Here is an 18,366-nt window from a genome sequence, read left to right as displayed (position 1 = left end):
GGCGGATGCCGCATCCTTGGAGATGTGGAGTCTCTCGGGGACGAGTCGGTCGAGCGGAAGGGGAGGGCGCAGGGTATGAGTTCCGGCGCACCTGCTCATAACGCTTCGGTGCACAACAACCAGCGCGATGTCACGGATCCAACGACGCCAGGGCACCATGGACCGATGCGTGACGACGAGGCGGCTCATCCCCATGGGGCGATCGGTGCGCTCGTCCACAGTGCCGTGGAAGGGGACGAGCAGGCCACGCACGACCTGCTCGCCCATGTCCACCCGCTGGCCCTGCGCTACTGCCGCACCCGGCTGTCCCGTCTCCCGGGCGACGCCCGGCACTTCGTGGAGGACCTCGCGCAGGAGGTCTGCGTAGCCGTCCTCCTCGCCCTGCCGCGCTACCGCGACACCGGGCGCCCCTTCGAGGCGTTCGTCTTCGCCATCGCCGCGCACAAGGTCGCCGACCTGCAGCGCGCCGCGATGCGCCACCCCGGTTCCACGGCCGTCCCCTCGGACGAGATGCCCGAGCGGCCGGACGACTCCCTCGGCCCCGAGGAGCGGGCGCTGCTCAGCAGCGACGCCGAATGGGCCAAGAAGCTCCTGGCCAACCTCCCCGAGAACCAGCGCGAGCTGCTCCTGTTGCGCATCGCCGTGGGGTTGACGGCGGAGGAGACGGGTCAGATGTTGGGAATGTCACCCGGTGCGGTCCGTGTGGCCCAGCACCGGGCTCTGAGCAGGCTGCGAGCGCTGGCCGAGCAGTAGGGCGCGCTCCTGGCAGCAGCGCACGCCCCTGAACGGGCGGCGCGCCGCTTCCGTACGAACATACGAAGCCCGGAGCGGGCCGGAACCGTGTGATCCGCGGATTCCGTGGAATTTGCCACCCTTGCTTCCCGTTAGCATGGACATCCGCACCGATCAAGGCCATTTGGGGAAGGTGTCATGACTGCAAACGTCGACGGAGTGCCCGACAAATTCGCGACGCTCGGGCTCACCTACGACGACGTGCTGCTGCTGCCGGGAGCGTCCGAGGTGCTCCCCAACGCGGTCGACACCTCGTCCCGCATCTCCCGCAACGTCCGGGTCAACATCCCGCTCCTCTCGGCCGCCATGGACAAGGTGACCGAGTCCCGCATGGCCATCGCCATGGCCCGCCTCGGCGGCGTCGGCGTGCTGCACCGCAACCTCTCCGTCGAGGACCAGGTCAACCAGGTCGACCTGGTGAAGCGGTCCGAGTCCGGCATGGTCACCGACCCGATCACCGTGCACCCGGAGGCGACCCTCGCCGAGGCCGACGCGCTGTGCGCCAAGTTCCGCATCAGCGGCGTCCCGGTCACCGACCCGGCCGGCAAGCTCCTCGGCATCGTCACCAACCGTGACATGGCCTTCGAGTCGGACCGCAGCCGTCAGGTGCGCGAGGTCATGACGCCGATGCCGCTGGTCACCGGCAAGGTCGGCATCTCCGGTGTCGAAGCCATGGACCTGCTGCGCAAGCACAAGATCGAGAAGCTTCCGCTGGTCGACGACGCGGGTGTCCTCAAGGGCCTCATCACGGTCAAGGACTTCGTCAAGGCGGAGAAGTACCCCAACGCCGCCAAGGACGCCGAGGGTCGGCTGCTCGTCGGTGCGGCCGTCGGCGCCAGCCCCGAGGCGCTGGAGCGCGCCCAGGCCCTCGCCGCGGCCGGTGTGGACTTCCTGGTCGTCGACACCTCGCACGGCCACAACAGCAACGCCCTCAGCTGGATGGCGAAGATCAAGTCGAGCGTCGACGTCGACGTGATCGGCGGCAACGTCGCCACCCGCGACGGCGCCCAGGCGCTCATCGACGCCGGTGTCGACGGCATCAAGGTCGGAGTCGGACCGGGCTCCATCTGCACCACCCGCGTGGTCGCCGGCATCGGCGTCCCGCAGGTCACCGCCATCTACGAGGCCTCCCTCGCCGCCCGTCCCGCGGGCATCCCGCTGATCGGCGACGGCGGCCTGCAGTACTCCGGCGACATCGGCAAGGCGCTCGCCGCCGGTGCCGACACCGTGATGCTGGGCTCGCTGCTCGCGGGCTGCGAGGAGTCGCCCGGCGAGCTGCAGTTCATCAACGGCAAGCAGTTCAAGTCGTACCGCGGCATGGGCTCGCTCGGTGCCATGCAGTCCCGCGGCCAGGGCAGGTCGTACTCCAAGGACCGCTACTTCCAGGCCGAGGTCTCCGCGGACGACAAGCTCGTGCCCGAGGGCATCGAGGGCCAGGTGCCCTACCGGGGCCCGCTGTCCAGCGTCCTGCACCAGCTCGTCGGCGGGCTGCGCCAGACCATGGGCTACGTGGGCGCGGCCACCATCGACGAGATGGAGTCCAAGGGCCGCTTCGTGCGGATCACCTCGGCGGGTCTGAAGGAGTCGCACCCGCACGACATCCAGATGACGGTCGAGGCGCCGAACTACAGCCGCAAGTGAGCCTTTGCTGAGAGCCACGCGCGCGTGAGGGCGGTCCCGGAGCATCCGGGGCCGCCCTTGTCGTACCCGTCGGGGATACTGGGAGGCGCTGCAACGCATCAGGGAAAGGCCACACATCGTGACTGAGATCGAGATCGGGCGCGGCAAGCGCGGCCGCCGGGCGTACGCCTTCGACGACATCGCCGTCGTCCCCAGCCGTCGTACGCGCGACCCGAAGGAGGTCTCGATCGCCTGGCAGATCGACGCCTACCGCTTCGAGCTGCCGTTCCTGGCCGCCCCCATGGACTCGGTCGTCTCCCCGGCCACCGCGATCCGCATCGGCGAGCTCGGCGGTCTGGGCGTGCTGAACCTCGAGGGCCTGTGGACGCGGTACGAGGACCCGCAGCCGCTGCTCGACGAGATCGCCCAGCTGGACGTGGACAACGCGACCCGCCGCCTCCAGGAGATCTACGCGGCTCCCATCAAGGAGGAGCTGATCGGGCAGCGCATCAAGGAGGTGCGCGACTCGGGCGTGGTCACGGCCGCCGCGCTCTCCCCGCAGCGCACGGCGCAGTTCTCCAAGGCCGTCGTGGACGCGGGCGTGGACATCTTCGTCATCCGCGGTACGACGGTCTCGGCGGAGCACGTGTCGGGTTCGCACGAGCCGCTGAACCTGAAGCAGTTCATCTACGAGCTCGACGTCCCGGTGATCGTCGGCGGCTGCGCCACCTACACCGCCGCCCTGCACCTGATGCGCACCGGCGCGGCGGGCGTCCTGGTCGGCTTCGGCGGCGGCGCGGCGCACACCACGCGCAATGTGCTGGGCATCCAGGTCCCGATGGCCACCGCGGTGGCCGACGTGGCCGCCGCCCGCCGGGACTACATGGACGAGTCCGGCGGCCGGTACGTCCACGTGATCGCGGACGGCGGTGTCGGCTGGTCCGGCGACCTCCCCAAGGCGATCGCCTGCGGCGCGGACGCCGTGATGATGGGCTCCCCGCTGGCCCGTGCCACGGACGCGCCCGGTCGCGGCCACCACTGGGGCATGGAGGCCGTCAACGAGGAGCTGCCGCGAGGCAAGAAGGTCGACCTCGGCACGGTCGGCACGATCGAGGAGGTCCTGGCGGGCCCGTCGCACATCCCGGACGGCTCGATGAACTTCTTCGGCGCGCTGCGGCGGGCGATGGCCACGACGGGGTACAGCGAGCTGAAGGAGTTCCAGCGCGTCGAGGTGACGGTGGCGGACTCGCAGCACAAGCGGTAGGTCTTACGGCGACTGCAAGGCCGGTCACCCGGGTGGGGTGGCCGGCCTTTCGCGTGCCCTGGGGCTGTGCGAGGCGGGCGGCGCGTGAGGTGGTGCGGGGGCGCGCGGTTGCGTTCGGGGCGGAAACGGGCTGGTCAGCCGGGGTGGGGGCGATAGCGTCCGTGTCGGCGCCCCAGTCCTTTGGAGCGCCCCCTTCCAAAAGGATTTGGTTCCAGACCCCGCTCCTCGGGGCCTGGCCCGATGTCCGACGGACCGTCTACCAGGCCACTGGGCGGTGCTGTGGAAGGGGGCGCCGATGGGTCGCCACCGTAAGCCCACCCGCTGGGACCGGATCCGTCTGTGGACGGTGAAGTGCCGGAGGAGGTGGATCTTGCGGATTTTCGGATGGTGAGCGGCCGCCCCCATAAGACGTAGGGGCGGACACTCCGTGAACCATCCAGGTGCCTGCCGCAGTGGCCGCTGCGGTGGGCTCCACCTGTAACCGTAAGGTACCTGCGGCGCACCCCGCATGCCACCGGCTCCGGGGCCCGTCGCGCCCACGCGCCCCCCTTCACAACCGGTGCGCCGCCCCTTCGCCGGGCACCGGCAGCGTCAGTGCGCCGCCTTCTTGGCGCCCGTGAAGGCGACGTACGCGGCGATCGCGAAGAACAGGAACGTCAGCGGGTCGGCGTCCGCCTTCCAGGCCTCCTGGAGGACGTCGAAGTGCTGGAAGAAGAGTTCGCTGAAGCTCAGCGGGGTCTCCTTGGCGCCGATGATGCCCTCGCCCACCAGCTGGCCGATGTAGACGGAGCCCAGCGACAGGACCGCGCTCGCGACCGGCAGCACGGGGTTGCGGCCACCGAGACGCCCTGCGGCGAGGCCTACCAGGAAGCCGACGCCGACCGCCGCCCAGCCGATCTCGTGCTTGGTCAGGCCGATGATCGCGCCGTAGACACCGCCGGCGACCACGGCGGCGACGAAGGCGGCCACCAGACCGAGGCCGACGTTGTCGCGCACCGGAGCGGGGGCGGGGACGGCCCCGTACGGGACTCCCGGTGCCGGAGGCGGGGGTACGGTGCCCGGCTGCGGGGCGGACGGAGCGCCGTCGGCCGACTGCTGCGCGTACGGGTTGCCGTCGACCGGCTGGGGCTGGGCCTGCGGCTCGGCAGGCTCGACAGGCGGCTGGGCAGGCGGTGGTGCTGACTGGCTCATGACAGAAATCCCCCCACGGGATGGAACAAACGGAATGGTGAAGCAGAGAAGCGTGCGCACGACTGTGCGACGAGTGAGGGGAGATTAACAGGTGGGTCCGACAGAGCCACCGGTGTTTTGACGTCAGAGGCGGTGCGCCGCTCCCGTCGGTGTGGCCCCCCGCGTGTCCAGCAACAGCTGAGCCTTCACCGACAGGCCCTGGAGGTCGTACGTCCGGTGCTGCTGGAGCAGGATCGTCAGGTCCGCGTCGGCCGCCGCCTCGTAGAGGGAGTCCGCGCGGGGAACCGGGCGGTCCAGGACGCTCCAGGACGGGAGGTGGGGGTCGTGGTAGCTGACGGAGGCACCGAGTTCCATCAGGCGTACGGCGACCTCGTGGGCGGGGGTGCCCTGCTGGTCGGCGAGGTCGGGCTTGTAGGTGACGCCGAGCAGGAGGATGCGGGCGCCCCGCGCGGACTTGCCGTGCTCGTTGAGGAGGGCCGCGGCGCGCTGGACGACGTAACGCGGCATCTGGTCGTTGACCTGCCGGGCGAGTTCGACCATGCGCAGGGAGCGGCCGCCGCTGGTGAGGTCGCGGGGGATCGTGTGGCCGCCGACGCCGGGGCCGGGGCGGAAGGCCTGGAAGCCGAAGGGCTTGGTCTCCGCGCAGCGGATGACGTCCCAGAGGTCGACGCCGAGGTCGTGGCAGAGGACGGCCATCTCGTTGACGAGGGCGATGTTGACGTGGCGGTAGTTGGTCTCCAGGAGCTGGACCGTCTCCGCCTCGCGTGGGCCACGCGCGCGTACCACCTTGTCGGTGAGGCGCGAGTAGAAGGCGGCGGCCGACTCCGTGCACGCGGGCGTGAAGCCGCCGATCACCTTGGGGGTGGTGGCGGGCGTGAAGTCGCGGTTGCCGGGGTCGACACGGGTGGGCGAGTAGGCGAGGTGGAAGTCGCGGCCCGCGCGCAGGCCCGAGCCCTCTTCGAGGAGCGGGCGCAGGAACTCCTCGGTGGTGCCCGGCGGGACGGGGGACTCCAGGATGACGGTGGTGTGCGGGCGCAGGTGTGCGCTCAGGGTGCGCGCGGCCGCCTCCACCTGGCTCAGGTCCAGGCCGCCGTCGGGACCCGCCGGGGTCGGCGCGCAGATGACCGCCGTGCGCACCCGGCCGAGTTCGGCCGGGCCCGCGGCCGTCCGGAAGCCCCCCGAGAGCATCCGGCGCAGTTCGGCGGGGCTGAGGGAGCCGGCCTCGGGGCCGGTGCGGTAGCCGAGCGTGGAGATGCCGGCGGCGACAGCGGCCTGGGCCAGGGGCAGTCCGTAGGGACCGAGTCCGATCACGGCGAGATCTGCGGGCATGGCGTGGGCCGTCCTTCCCAGTAACCGAAGCGGGACAGGTGCGCAAGCCCTGTGGACTGGACGAGCGAGCGCAATGTCAGACTAGGAGTAAATATGACCGATATACGGGATTGATTCCGTGTGTCTTCCTGTGGGGTTGTGAGCTTTGGTCTACGCAGCGGTGAAAGTTATCCACAGGCTGAGGGTGACTGGTGGCCGAAGTCGGGCAACCCGGTCAGGATTGGGCATGGGGGATACGGACCGGGCCATTAGTCATGCAGGCTCCGGCCCGCGACGGTGACCGGTGCGACCGACAGCTGGAGGCAGCAGTGGTGAGGACAGCGACACTGGGGCCGGCGCAGCGCGCCGAGTCACTCGCAGCGATGGCCGAGCGGGAACTGGACATTCTGGTGGTGGGAGCCGGCGTGGTCGGTGCGGGTACCGCGCTCGACGCGGTGACCCGGGGCCTGTCCGTGGGCCTGGTCGAGGCGCGTGACTGGGCGTCGGGCACCTCCAGCCGCTCCAGCAAGCTGATCCACGGCGGCCTGCGCTATCTGGAGATGCTCGACTTCGCCCTCGTGCGCGAGGCGTTGAAGGAGCGCGGACTGCTCCTGGAGCGGCTCGCCCCGCATCTCGTGAAGCCCGTGGCCTTCCTGTACCCCTTGCAGCACAAGGGCTGGGAGCGGTGGTACGCCGGTTCGGGCGTCGCGCTCTACGACACCATGTCGATGGCCAGGGGCCACGGCCGGGGACTGCCCAGGCACCGGCACCTGAGCCACCGTCACGCCCTGCGCGTCGCGCCCGCCTTGAGGAAGGACGCCCTGGTCGGCGCGCTGCAGTACTACGACGCCCAGATGGACGACGCCCGCTTCGTGGCCACCCTCGTGCGCACGGCGACCGCCTACGGCGCTAAGACCGCCAACCGCGCGCGGGTGACCGGGTTCCTGCGGGAGGGCGAGCGGGTGGTCGGGGCCCGGGTGCAGGACGTCGAGGCGGGCGGGGAGTACGAGATCCGCGCCAAGCAGGTGGTCAACGCGACCGGGGTGTGGACCGACGACACCCAGGCGATGGTCGGCGAGCGGGGACAGTTCCACGTCCGCGCCTCCAAGGGCATTCACCTCGTCGTGCCCAAGGACCGCATCCACTCCTCGACCGGGCTGATCCTGCGCACCGAGAAGTCCGTGCTGTTCGTCATCCCCTGGGGCCGGCACTGGATCATCGGCACCACCGACACCGACTGGGACCTCGACAAGGCCCACCCGGCCGCCTCCAGCGCGGACATCGACTACCTGCTGGAGCACGTGAACTCGGTGCTCGCGGTGCCGCTGACCCGGGACGACGTCCAGGGCGTGTACGCGGGGCTTCGGCCCCTGCTCGCCGGTGAGTCGGACGCCACCAGCAAGCTCTCGCGCGAGCACACCGTGGCGCATCCGGTGCCCGGGCTCGTCGTGGTGGCGGGCGGCAAGTACACGACCTACCGGGTGATGGCCAAGGACGCCGTCGACGAGGCGGTGCACGGCCTCGACACCCGGGTCGCCGAATGCGTCACGGAGGACGTGCCGCTGCTGGGCGCCGAGGGCTACCGGGCGCTGTGGAACGCGCGGGCGCGCATCGCGGCGCGCACCGGGCTTCATGTCGCCCGGGTCGAACATCTGCTGAATCGGTACGGCAGCCTCGCGGAGGAGGTCCTCGACCTCATCGCCTCGGACGCCACGCTGGGCGAGCCGATGCAGGCCGCCGACGACTACTTGCGCGCCGAGGTCGTCTACGCCGCCTCGCACGAGGGCGCGCGGCATCTGGACGACGTGCTGACCCGGCGCACCCGTATCTCCATCGAGACCTTCGACCGCGGGGTGCGCTCCGCCCGCGAGGCCGCCGAGCTGATGGCGCCGGTGCTGGGCTGGGACAAGGACCAGATCGAGCGCGAGGTCGAGCACTACGAGAAGCGGGTGGAGGCGGAGCGGGAGTCGCAGCGGCAGCCGGACGACCTGACCGCGGACGCGGCGCGGTTGGGGGCGCCGGACATCGCGCCGTTGTAAGCCTGGTGCTGGTGCTGGTGCTGTAGTGCGCCGGAAGCAGGGGTCGCCCGACATCACTCGAACGGGTGTCGTGGGCCGGGATCTTCGTTCGGAACCCGGTCGTTCTACGAGGTGCGGGGGCAGAACTCGGCGGCGAGCAGGGCCGGTTCGAGGTCGGGGTCTGCGATCGACGTCGTGTTCACGCGGAAGGTGAGGACGCGACGGCCGCCGACCGTGGCTGCGGTGCGCACGTAGCTGCCGGTGATGCGGCCGTTGTGCCCCCACACCGTCGTGCCGCACGGCAGCTTCACCGGGAACAGCCCCATGCCGTACAGGCCGTGTGCGGTGCGGGTGTCCGTCATCTCGTGCAGCCAGTACGGGGACACCAGCCGGCCGCCGAGGAGTGCCGCGTAGAAGCGGTCCAGGTCGGCGAGGGTGCTCACCAGCTCGCCCGCGGCTCCGGCCACCCGCGGGTCGAGCGCGGTGACGTCGGACCCGTCGGCGGTGTAGGCACGGCCGTGCGGGGAGGGGAGAGAGGTGCGCGAACCGGGAAAGGAGGTGCCCGTCAGACCCAGTGGGGCGATGATCCGCCGCTCGGCCTCGGTGGCGTAGGAGTCGCCGGTGACCTGCTGGATCACCAGGCCGAGCAGGACGTAGTTGGTGTTGGAGTAGGAGTAGCGGCCGCGGTCGGCCGGAGGGTGGGTGAGGGCGACACGGACGGCTTGCACGGGAGTGAGGGGAACCAGGCCCAGGGTGTCCGCGGTGAAGTCGTTCAGGCCGCTGGTGTGGGTGAGCAGGGCGCGCAGGGTCAGCGCGCGGCCGTCGTTGCCCGCTCCGCGCACCAGGCCGGGCAGGTGCTGCTCCACCGTGTCGGACAGCTTCAACCGGTGTTCCGCGGCCAGTTGGAGGACGACCGTCGCGATGAAGGTCTTGGTGATGCTGCCGGCACGGAAGTGGTCGGCGCGGGCGATTCCCGGGCCCGCCGCGGCGTAACGGGTCCCGCTCTGCTCCTCGGCCAGGAGTGCCGCGGCGGGAGCGCCACCGTGGGCCACCAGCAGCGGAAGCAGCGCGTCCGGGGTTCGGGCCACGGGGGCCGGGGAGGCAGCCGGGGCCAGGGCGAGCAGCACCAGGGAGGCCGGCACGGCCAGTAGTGCCCGAAGTGAGGGCATCGCGGATCCTCCCTTGTCGGAGGCCATCATGCAGGGTCGCGAGCGGAATGGGCACTCGGTCCGTGAGAGGTGCGCGGGGTGGTGCCGGAGGCCGGGCGCCGGTGGGTGCGAGGGGCTCGCGGGGGCTGTGCGCGGGAGGAGGCGGAGGGCGGCCGGTGCCCGCGGGGGGTGAGGGAGCTGTAAGCGGTTGGGAACTGTGCGTGGAGGGGGGCCGTGGGCCGACGGGATCTGTGTGCCGACATCCCCGGGCCCTGCCGCGGGTGAGGCGGAGTCAGGGGCACCCGGGGCGTCGGGCACTTGTCGGGTGAGGGACAATGGAGGCTCTGTCAGGGCGGGTTCATGAGGGGACGCATGTCGGACGCGGAGCGGGCGGGAGCATCCCGGCAGAACGAGAACGAGCGTCTCCTCGCCGGGCGGTACCGGCTGGGAGGAGTGCTCGGCCGCGGAGGCATGGGCACGGTGTGGCGCGCCGAGGACGAGACCCTGGGCAGGACGGTGGCCGTCAAGGAGCTCCGGTTCCCGTCCAGCATCGACGAGGACGAGAAGCGCCGGCTGATCACGCGCACACTGCGTGAGGCCAAGGCGATCGCGCGGATCCGCAACACCAGCGCGGTGACCGTGTACGACGTGGTCGACGAGGACGACCGGCCGTGGATCGTGATGGAGCTCGTCGAGGGCAAGTCGCTCGCCGAGGTCATCCGGGAGGACGGGCTGCTGAAGCCCAAGCGCGCGGCGGAGGTGGGCCTCGCGATCCTCGACGTGCTCAGGTCCGCGCACCGCGAGGGCATCCTGCACCGGGACGTGAAGCCGTCCAACGTGCTGATCTCCGAGGACGGCCGGGTCGTGCTCACCGACTTCGGCATCGCCCAGGTCGAGGGCGACCCGTCGATCACCTCCACCGGCATGCTCGTCGGCGCGCCCTCCTACATCTCCCCGGAGCGGGCGCGTGGGCACAAGCCGGGCCCCGCGGCCGACATGTGGTCGCTCGGCGGGCTGCTGTACGCGGCGGTCGAGGGCGCCCCGCCGTACGACAAGGGGTCCGCGATCGCGACCCTCACGGCGGTGATGACCGAGCCGTTGGAGGAGCCGAAGAACGCGGGTCCGCTCAAGGACGTCATCTACGGACTGCTCACCAAGGACCCCGCCCAGCGCCTCGACGACAGCCGCGCGCGGGCCATGCTCACCGCGGTGATCCACGCGCCCGAGCCGAAGCAGGCCGAGCCGGAGCCGGAGCCGGCGGCGGACGCGACCCGGGTGGTGCCGTTGCCGGCGCAGCCGCAGGAGCGTGCGGGCGGAGAGCGGCTGCGCGGGGCGCTGCGTTCCGTGCGCAAGGCCGCCGGGGCGGCCTCGACGTCCGCGGCGGCGGCCCGTGCCAAGTCCGGGAGCGGTACGGGTTCGGGTACGGCTGGTTCGGGCTCTGGGGGTTCGGGCACGGCGGGTTCGGGCACGGCGGGTTCGGGGGGCGCGAAGGTGCCCGCCCAGGCTTCCGAGGCTTCTTCGGCGCCTTCGGCTTCTCCGGCTGCATCGGCCACTCCGGCTGCTCCGGCTTCCTCTGCGCCTTCCACGTCCGGGCGGAAGGGCGCGGCGGGTGTGTCGGCCGCGTCGGAGGCGGCCTCGACATCGGCTTCGACGTCAGCCACGGCCTCGGCTTCGACCGGTGCGGCCGGGGTCCGGGACGGGAAGACGCGGCAGACCGATGCGGTGTCGGACGGGCGGAGTTCGGGATGGCCCGTGATGACGCCGCCGCCGGACATGGCGCCGAGGCCGGTGCCCAGGGCGCCGCTGACCGACGTGGTGCCGCGGCGGACGCTGGTGATCATCGCGGTGGTCGTGGCGCTCGCGGTCATCGGCACCGTGCTGGCTCTCACGCTCGGCGGGGGCGACGGCAGCGACGGGGCCGAGGGCGGCGGCGCCAAGGTGACGGCGAGCACGAGCGCGAGTGCCGGCACCAAGGAGGACAAGAGCGGGGGCACCCGGACCGACGGGTCCACCGCCGGGTCCCCTTCGTCGGAGGCGGGCACCGGGTCCTCGAACACGCCGGGTGCGGAGGAGAGCGGCCGGAGTTCGGGAGGGTCCTCCGGTTCGGGGGGCTCCGCGGACGAGGGTGCGGTGGCCTCCACGTACCGGGGCGGCCAGGGGTACTCGATCGGGCTGCCGAAGGGGTGGAAGTTCCAGACCAGCAGCTCCGCGGGCGACCGGTTCACCGGGCCCGACGGGCAGAAGCTGCTCGTCGGCTGGACCAGTGCGCCCAAGGGTGACCCGGTGGCGGACTGGGAGAACCAGGAGCGGGGCATGCGCCGTTCGCAGTACACCAAGATCCGAATAGAGAAGGTGGACTACCGGAGCTGGAACACGGCCGACTGGGAGTTCACCTATGTGGACGGCGGGACGAAGTACCGGACGATCGACCGTGGATTCGTCGTCGACGACCATCTCGGATATGGGTTGATGTACACCGCGAAAGCCGCGAACTGGGGCACTGAGCTGCGCAAGGACACATGGCAGACGCTCGCCCGCACCTTCGAACCGAAGTCGTGAAGCGCCGTACGGTAAACGGTCATGTGTTTGGACCCTGAGATATGGAATCCCCTCTTTGCGGGTTGCCTCCGGCACGTATCGTGAATGTTCGTGGACCGTCCGCATCCAGGTTCGGGTACGGAACGGCCTGCTAGGCGAACGGAATTGACCAACCGGGCGGCCGGGGGAGGCAACGTGGACGACTATGCGGGTCGGGTACTCGCCGACCGCTACCGCCTGCCGCTGCCCCCGTCCGACGAGTACGAACTCACCGACACACGCGCCTTCGACACCTACAGCGGTCAGGAAGTCCTGGTCAGGCAGGTCCCGTTGCCCGAGGTCGTCGAGGCCGAGGTGCTCGACGCGGAGGGGCTGCCCGACGGGTTCACCGCCCGTGACCCTCAGGGTGCGCGGCGGACCCCGGGGCGGCGCGGCGCACGCCGGCCCACCGAGCCCGCTGTGCGGCGGGCCGTCGAGGCCGCGCAGGCCGCCGCCCGGATTCCCGACCATCCGCGTCTCGACCAGGTCTTCGACGTGTTCGCCGAGGGCGGTTCGCTGTGGGTCGTCAGCGAGTTGGTGGCCGCGCGGCCGCTGTCGGCGCTCCTCACCGAGAAGCCGCTGACGCCGTACCGGGCGGCCGAGGTCGCCTCCGACGTGCTGATGGCGCTGCGGGTGCTGCACGCGCACGGCTGGGTGCACCGCAACATCACCGCCCGCACGGTGCTCGTCTGCGACGACGGCCGGGTCATGCTGACCGGCCTCGCGGTCGGCGCCGCCGAGGAGGCGTTGTGCGGCTACGACCCGGTGCCGGCCGAAGCGGGTGAATGGGGCTCCGGAGGCGGGGAGCCAGGGGCGGACCACGGCACGATCGGTGGGACCGACGGGCGTGGAGGACCCGGTGGACTCCCGGTTCCCGGACAGTCGACGGGCCCGAACGGCGGGCCGGGCGGTGCTCGGTCGGCTCTCGAGGACGGCGTCGCAGACGCGGCCTTCGGACTGGACGCCCGGAGCGCCGGGCCGGGCCCGGGTGGTGCCGTCACCTTCGGCGGAGGCGATCCCGAGGCCGCCCGGCGGGCCGCGATCGAGGCCCGGGAGGCCCGCGGGCTGCCCAGCGCCGGCGTGGAGACGGCGAACGGGACCGGGGCGTCGGCCGAACTCGTCCGCAGGGAGCCCGACGGCGGTACGGACATCCGCGCGGCGCGGGCCGGGGCGATCGCCGCCTACCGCGCGGGCGCACGGGCCGCCGCCCGGGTCCAGGAGGCGCAGAACGGCAGGGCAGCCCTGCCCGGGGCCCGCCCCGCACCGGAGGCCGACCCCGCCGCACGGACACGGGGCGCCGACCCCGCCGTACCGCCGAACGGCAGGTCGCAGTCGCCGTATCCCTCGGCCAACGGCCTTGCGCAGCCGTCGTATCCGGCCCTGGACGGCGTCGAGCAGGTGCCCGGCGCCGGGGCCCCGGGGCCCACAGTCGACCCCTACGGCGTACGCCCCACCCCCTGGCACGGTGCCGTGCCGCGCGGTGCGGGTGCGGTGCCCGTGAACCAAGGACCCGTCGCTGACGCTGTGCCTGCCGTGGAGCAGGCGCAGGCGCCCACCCGCTGGGAGGACCTCCCGCCCACCGATGCCCCCGCCCGCCGCGGCCCCGCCACCGCGCTCGCCGCCGAGCGGGCACGGCAGGCCCGGATGGCCGTGGTGGGACCCGTCACCGAGCGCTGGGCGCCGGAGCAGGCCGGGCCGGTGCACGAGAACTGGCAGCTCGCCGCGCCCATCGGGCCCGCGACGGATCTGTGGGCTCTCGGGGCGTTGTTGTTCCGGGCCGTCCAGGGGCACGCGCCCTATCCCGAGGAGTCGACGGCCGAGCTGGTGCAGCTGGTGTGCGCCGAGCCGCCCGCCTTCGCGGAGGAGTGCGGGCCGCTCAGGCCGGTCGTGGAGTCGCTGCTGCGGCAGGACCCGACCGAGCGGCTGGACTTCGAGGAACTGCGCGGCTGGCTGCGGTCGCTGGTGCGGTCCGCGCCCGAGCCGGAGGCCGGCGCCCATGTCGTCGCCGCGCCGCCCGTGGACACGAGCCGGCTGCCGATCGTGCGGCGCCGGGGCGAGTTGGTGCGCAGGCGGCGCGCCGGGCTGCCCGCGACGCACGGGCGGCACAAGCGGGCCCGGGAGGAGGCCCCTTCACCGCGTCGGCTCGGCCGCAATCTGCTGCTGCTCATCCTGCTGGTGATGGCCGCGGCGATCGCGTACGCCATGTACTTCATGCCGAAGTCGGGCCCCGACGACAGGGGCGCCGCCAAGGAGACGGGTTCCACCAGCCAGGCCGGCACGGCGCAGTCCCCCGAGGCCGGCGGTGAGCCCCGGCCCGAGCCGACCACCCCCGAGCCGTCGCAGTCCAGCGGTGCCGCCGAGACCCAGACCGCCGGGCCCGAGGTCGCCGACGGCTTCACCCTGCGCGCGGACCCCGAGGGCTTCAAGGTCGCCGTGGCAGGAGGCTGGGGCCGCACGCCGAGGAACGGGCGGGGACAGGTGGTCTACTCCCAGGGCGACTTCGAGCTGATCGTCGTCCCCGGGCGGGACACCGCGGCCGCGAACGGCGAGGATCCGATGGCCTACCAGCGGGACAAGGAGCCCGAGCTCCAGCCGTACCGCGACTCCAGCTGGGCCACCGCCACCGGGCTGAAGTCGATCCAGGTGGGCACCAGGAGCATGGCCGAGGGGCAGTTCACCTGGACCGCCGACGACGGGCGCGAGCTGTACGTACGCAATCTCGCGATCCTGATCGGCGGGAAGTACCACGTGGTGCAGGTGCGCGGGCCCGAGGCGGAGCGGGACGAGGTGACCCGGCTGTACGAGCAGGCGTCGGCCACGTACCAGGTGACCGGCTGACGGACGCCGTAAGGGCGGCGCGGGTTCACTCGTACTTCGCGGAAGCGACAACCGTCACAGTGAGGTCTCCTTGGCGCCCCCCTGGTTCCCCTCGGCGCGGACCGGTCCTTAGTCTGACTGCGTCAAGAGCATTGCGGGGAAACGTGAATCAGATGCAGGGCCTGCTCCTCGCGGGGCGCTACCGGCTCGCCGACCCGATAGGCAAGGGCGGCATGGGCCGGGTCTGGCGTGCCCACGACGAGGTGCTGCACCGGGCCGTGGCGATCAAGGAGTTGACCGCCGCGCTCTATGTTTCCGAGAGCGACCAGGCCGTTCTGCTCGCCCGTACCCGCGCCGAGGCCCGCGCGGCCGCCCGGATCAACCACTCGGCCGTCGTCACCGTGCACGACGTGCTCGACCATGACGGCCGGCCCTGGATCGTGATGGAGCTGGTCGAGGGCCGCTCGCTGGCCGACGCCGTCAAGGAGGACGGCCGTATCGAGGCGCGCGAGGCGGCCCGGATCGGGATGTGGGTGCTGCGGGCCCTGCGCGCCGCGCACTCCGCCGGAGTCCTGCACAGGGATGTGAAACCCGGCAACGTCCTGCTCGCGCGGGACGGCCGCGTCCTGCTCACCGACTTCGGGATCGCCCAGATCGAGGGCGACACCACCATCACCCGCACCGGAGAGGTGGTCGGTTCGGTCGACTACCTCGCACCCGAGCGGGTCCGCGGCGCCGACCCCGGTCCGTCCGCCGACCTGTGGGCGCTCGGCGCCACGCTGTACACGGCGGTCGAGGGACGGTCGCCGTTCCGCCGTACGACCCCGCTGACCACGATGCAGGCCGTCGTCGACGAGGAACCCGCCGAGCCGCGGAACGCCGGTCCGCTCGGGCCCGTCATCGCCGCCCTGCTGCACAAGGACCCCGCCGTGCGCCCCGACGCGGCCGAGGCCGAGCAGATGCTCGCCGAGGCGGCGGAGGGACGGCGGCCCAGCGCGGCACAGGCGTATGTGCCGACGCAACATGGGGGTTCGCGCCAGAGGCCGGGGGCGCACAGCGGCTCCCACAGTGGGCCCGGCACACCGACCACGGGCACACCGGTCACGGGCACACCGGTCAGCGGTACGTCGTACCCCTCGGCCGCGGCACGGTCGTATCCCTCGGCCACGGGACCGTCGTACTCCTCGGGCTCGGGCCCGACGTACCACTCGGGCGCCCCGTATCCCCAGGCCGTCGCCCCCACGACCATCGGCCCCGTGCCGCAGGCCGCCGCGCCGCCTCGGCGACGCAGGCTGCGGTCCGTCGTGCTCGTGGTCGCGCTCGCCGCGGTGGTCAGCGCGGGGACCGCGGTCGCGTTGCAGAAGTGGGACGAGGGGCGGGACAAGGGCGCCACCCAGGCCGCCCCGAGCACCTCGCCCAGCCCCACGCCGAGTCCGGCCACGGGTGGGGTTCCGGCCGGGTGGGTGCCGTACAAGGACCCCGTGGGCTTCAGCGTCTACCTGCCCGAGGGCTGGCACCGCTCGGTCTTCGGCACCCCCGCCAACGGGCTGACCCAGATCGACTACTCGCCGGACGAGGGCAAGCACTTCCTCCGGATCGCCGTCGACACCTCGCCGGACTACTTCGATCCCCTCGCTCACCAGCACAGCCTGGAGGAGCAGATCAACGACCTCAAGGACTACCACCAGGTCGGCATGGCCAGGAACACCTACCGGGACCGGCCGGGCGCCCGGTGGGAGTACACATGGACCGCGCTGGCCAAGGACATGGCCTTCCCCGGGCCGCGCCGGGCCGTCGAGGAGACGTACATGTCCCGGGACGGCGCCGAGTACGCGATCTACATGTCGGCGCCCGCGGCGAGCTGGCCGACCACCAGCAAGCAGTTCACGGCGGTGCTCCAGGGCTGGAGCGAGACGCACGACTGACGGAGTTGGCCGGTCACCGCCCCGGAGGGCGTGCGTCCGCTGCGGCATGATGGGGCGCATGGGGACCGAGGGGGAGACTTTCCGCGTGATCGCGGGCCGCTACCGCCTGGAGGCGAGGATCGGCCGCGGCGGCATGGGCGTGGTGTGGCGCGCGACCGACCAGCTGCTCGGCCGGCAGGTCGCCGTCAAGGAGATCCCGCTCGACGAGACGCTCTCCGCCGAGGACGCTCGGCTTCAGCGGGAGCGCACCCTGCGCGAGGCCGGCGCGGTCGCCCGGCTGAGTCACCCGCACATCATGGTGGTCCACGACGTCGTCGAGCAGGACGAACGGCCGTACATCGTCATGGAGCTGATCGACGGCGGCTCCCTCGCCGACCGGATCTCCGCCGACGGCCCGGTCGACGCGGCCGAGGCCGCCCGGATCGGCGCCGACCTGCTGAGCGCGCTGCGCGCGGCGCACGCGGCCGGGGTGCTGCACCGGGACATCAAGCCCGCCAACGTCCTCGTCGAGTCCGGCACCGGCCGGGTCGTCCTCACCGACTTCGGCATCGCCCAGGTCGCGGGCGCCACCACCCTCACCGAGACCGGCTCCTTCGTCGGCTCGCCCGAGTACACCGCGCCCGAGCGGATGTCCGGGGCCAGGACCGGCCCGGAGGCCGACCTGTGGTCCCTGGGCGCACTGCTGTGCACGGCGCTCAGCGGCGAATCCCCGTTCCGGCGCGACTCGTTGGGCGGCATCCTGCACGCCGTCGTCATCGACGAGATCCGGCCGCCCGCGCAGGCCGGGCCCCTCCTCCCGGTCGTACGGGGTCTGCTGGAGCGGGATCCCGAACGGCGGCTGGACGCGGTGGAGGCGGAGCGGATGCTGCGGGCCTTCCTTGAGACGGGCCGCACGCCTCCCCGCCGGGCACCCGAGCGCGCGTACACACCGACTCAGCGGGATCTTCCGGTACGGCGGTCCCCGGCGCCGGAGCGGTCGAGGAGCGGCCGGCTCCCGGCGTCCGTCCGGTCGAGGCGGGGCGTGCTCGTGGCGGCGCTGCTGGTCGCCGTGCTGGCGGGAGCGGGAGTGTCGGCGGCGGTGCTGCTGAGGGACCGGGACGGCCGGGACGGGGGTACGACGTCCGGCAGTTCGGCGGCCGGGACGCCAGGTCGTTCTGCGTCCGGGACGGCGGGTGGGTCGGCGCCGGGTCCGTCCGCAGGCAGCTCCACCGGAACGGCGGAGCCCGCACCCGCCGCGACCCTCCCCTCCGCCCCCTCCGGCTACCACGTCGCCCAGGACCCCGCCGGGTTCGCGCTCGCCGTGCCCGACGGGTTCACGCGTGAGCCGCAGGGTGAGCGGGTCTTCTACCTGTCCTCCGGGGAGACCTTCCGCCTCGGTGTCAAGGTCACCGATCCCCAGCCCGGCGGCCCGCTGGGCGTGATGCGGCGCGCGGCCGCCAAGGGCCCGGAGGCCAACCCCGGTTACCGCGACGGCCGGGTCACCTCGGTCACGCACCGCGGACACCCCGCCGCGTTCTGGGAGTTCACCTGGGACGGCTTCAGCGCGGCCGAGGGCGCCCGGCACACCTACGACCTGTGCTGGGAGGAGAAGGGGCGGCTGTACGACGTGTGGGTGTCGGCGCCGGTCGGCAAGGTGCGGGAGGCCAAGGAGCACTTCGACGTGGCCGTCGACACGTTCACCGTGCGGTAGGGATACGTCACGGGTG

11 protein-coding genes are annotated in these 18,366 nt (G+C 72.3%); 8 read left to right on the top strand and 3 right to left on the bottom strand.

Going from position 1 to position 18,366, the window contains the following annotated elements:
• The first annotated feature begins 165 nt into the window (after window positions 1–165).
• The 3 genes from D1369_RS15795 (at window position 166) to D1369_RS15785 (ending at window position 3,676) form a co-directional block, all read left to right on the top strand.
• Window positions 166–753 (top strand): sigma-70 family RNA polymerase sigma factor, encoded by a 588-nt coding sequence (locus tag D1369_RS15795; protein WP_007384137.1) that lies wholly within the window; start codon window positions 166–168, stop codon window positions 751–753.
• A 177-nt stretch (window positions 754–930) separates the two neighbouring features.
• Complete coding sequence (guaB, locus tag D1369_RS15790) at window positions 931–2,433, top strand: IMP dehydrogenase (RefSeq protein WP_007384138.1); 1,503 nt, start codon at window positions 931–933, stop codon at window positions 2,431–2,433.
• A 118-nt stretch (window positions 2,434–2,551) separates the two neighbouring features.
• Complete coding sequence (locus D1369_RS15785; RefSeq protein WP_007384139.1) at window positions 2,552–3,676, top strand: GuaB3 family IMP dehydrogenase-related protein; 1,125 nt, start codon at window positions 2,552–2,554, stop codon at window positions 3,674–3,676.
• Window positions 3,677–4,267: 591 nt separating this feature from the next.
• Here the strand turns inward: D1369_RS15785 and D1369_RS15780 are convergent.
• Window positions 4,268–4,867 carry a hypothetical protein gene (locus tag D1369_RS15780; protein WP_037901172.1) on the bottom strand — a complete coding sequence of 200 codons (600 nt, stop codon included), beginning with the start codon at window positions 4,865–4,867 and terminating at the stop codon, window positions 4,268–4,270.
• 123 nt (window positions 4,868–4,990) lie between these two features.
• Window positions 4,991–6,196 carry a nucleotide sugar dehydrogenase gene (locus D1369_RS15775; protein WP_037901174.1) on the bottom strand — a complete coding sequence of 402 codons (1,206 nt, stop codon included), beginning with the start codon at window positions 6,194–6,196 and terminating at the stop codon, window positions 4,991–4,993.
• Between the two features lie 311 nt (window positions 6,197–6,507).
• On the opposite strand from D1369_RS15775, the gene D1369_RS15770 reads away from it, so the two are divergent.
• On the top strand, window positions 6,508–8,214 hold the full coding sequence (locus D1369_RS15770) for a glycerol-3-phosphate dehydrogenase/oxidase (RefSeq protein WP_007384142.1): 1,707 nt from the start codon (window positions 6,508–6,510) through the stop codon (window positions 8,212–8,214).
• 104 nt (window positions 8,215–8,318) lie between these two features.
• On the opposite strand, the gene D1369_RS15765 is transcribed toward D1369_RS15770, so the two are convergent.
• Complete coding sequence (locus D1369_RS15765; RefSeq protein WP_118083138.1) at window positions 8,319–9,362, bottom strand: serine hydrolase domain-containing protein; 1,044 nt, start codon at window positions 9,360–9,362, stop codon at window positions 8,319–8,321.
• A 351-nt stretch (window positions 9,363–9,713) separates the two neighbouring features.
• Here D1369_RS15765 and D1369_RS15760 point away from each other — a divergent pair, with 351 nt between their 5' ends.
• The 4 genes from D1369_RS15760 (at window position 9,714) to D1369_RS15745 (ending at window position 18,350) form a co-directional block, all read left to right on the top strand.
• A complete protein-coding gene (locus D1369_RS15760; RefSeq protein WP_037901177.1) occupies window positions 9,714–11,900 on the top strand; it encodes a serine/threonine-protein kinase in 2,187 nt (728 codons plus the stop codon).
• A 174-nt stretch (window positions 11,901–12,074) separates the two neighbouring features.
• Window positions 12,075–14,756 (top strand): protein kinase, encoded by a 2,682-nt coding sequence (locus D1369_RS15755; RefSeq protein ID WP_240436077.1) that lies wholly within the window; start codon window positions 12,075–12,077, stop codon window positions 14,754–14,756.
• A gap of 152 nt (window positions 14,757–14,908) precedes the next feature.
• Window positions 14,909–16,660 carry a protein kinase gene (locus D1369_RS15750; RefSeq protein ID WP_037901183.1) on the top strand — a complete coding sequence of 584 codons (1,752 nt, stop codon included), beginning with the start codon at window positions 14,909–14,911 and terminating at the stop codon, window positions 16,658–16,660.
• 58 nt (window positions 16,661–16,718) lie between these two features.
• On the top strand, window positions 16,719–18,350 hold the full coding sequence (locus D1369_RS15745) for a serine/threonine-protein kinase (RefSeq protein ID WP_037901185.1): 1,632 nt from the start codon (window positions 16,719–16,721) through the stop codon (window positions 18,348–18,350).
• Window positions 18,351–18,366 lie beyond the last annotated feature (16 nt).

Source organism: Streptomyces sp. CC0208 (genome assembly GCF_003443735.1).
In the GTDB taxonomy this organism is placed as follows: Bacteria; Actinomycetota; Actinomycetes; order Streptomycetales; family Streptomycetaceae; genus Streptomyces; species Streptomyces sviceus.
This window is presented reverse-complemented; position numbering and strand designations above follow the sequence as displayed.

Bases quoted from the DNA above. Each gene is read 5' to 3' on its own strand.
- guaB (WP_007384138.1), top strand. From the start codon at position 931: ATGACTGCAAACGTCGACGGAGTGCCCGACAAATTCGCGACGCTCGGG.
- D1369_RS15745 (WP_037901185.1), top strand. From the start codon at position 16,719: ATGGGGACCGAGGGGGAGACTTTCCGCGTGATCGCGGGCCGCTACCGC.
- D1369_RS15760 (WP_037901177.1), top strand. From the start codon at position 9,714: ATGTCGGACGCGGAGCGGGCGGGAGCATCCCGGCAGAACGAGAACGAG.
- D1369_RS15765 (WP_118083138.1), bottom strand. From the start codon at position 9,362: ATGCCCTCACTTCGGGCACTACTGGCCGTGCCGGCCTCCCTGGTGCTG.
- D1369_RS15795 (WP_007384137.1), top strand. From the start codon at position 166: ATGCGTGACGACGAGGCGGCTCATCCCCATGGGGCGATCGGTGCGCTC.
- D1369_RS15780 (WP_037901172.1), bottom strand. From the start codon at position 4,867: ATGAGCCAGTCAGCACCACCGCCTGCCCAGCCGCCTGTCGAGCCTGCC.
- D1369_RS15750 (WP_037901183.1), top strand. From the start codon at position 14,909: ATGCAGGGCCTGCTCCTCGCGGGGCGCTACCGGCTCGCCGACCCGATA.
- D1369_RS15775 (WP_037901174.1), bottom strand. From the start codon at position 6,196: ATGCCCGCAGATCTCGCCGTGATCGGACTCGGTCCCTACGGACTGCCC.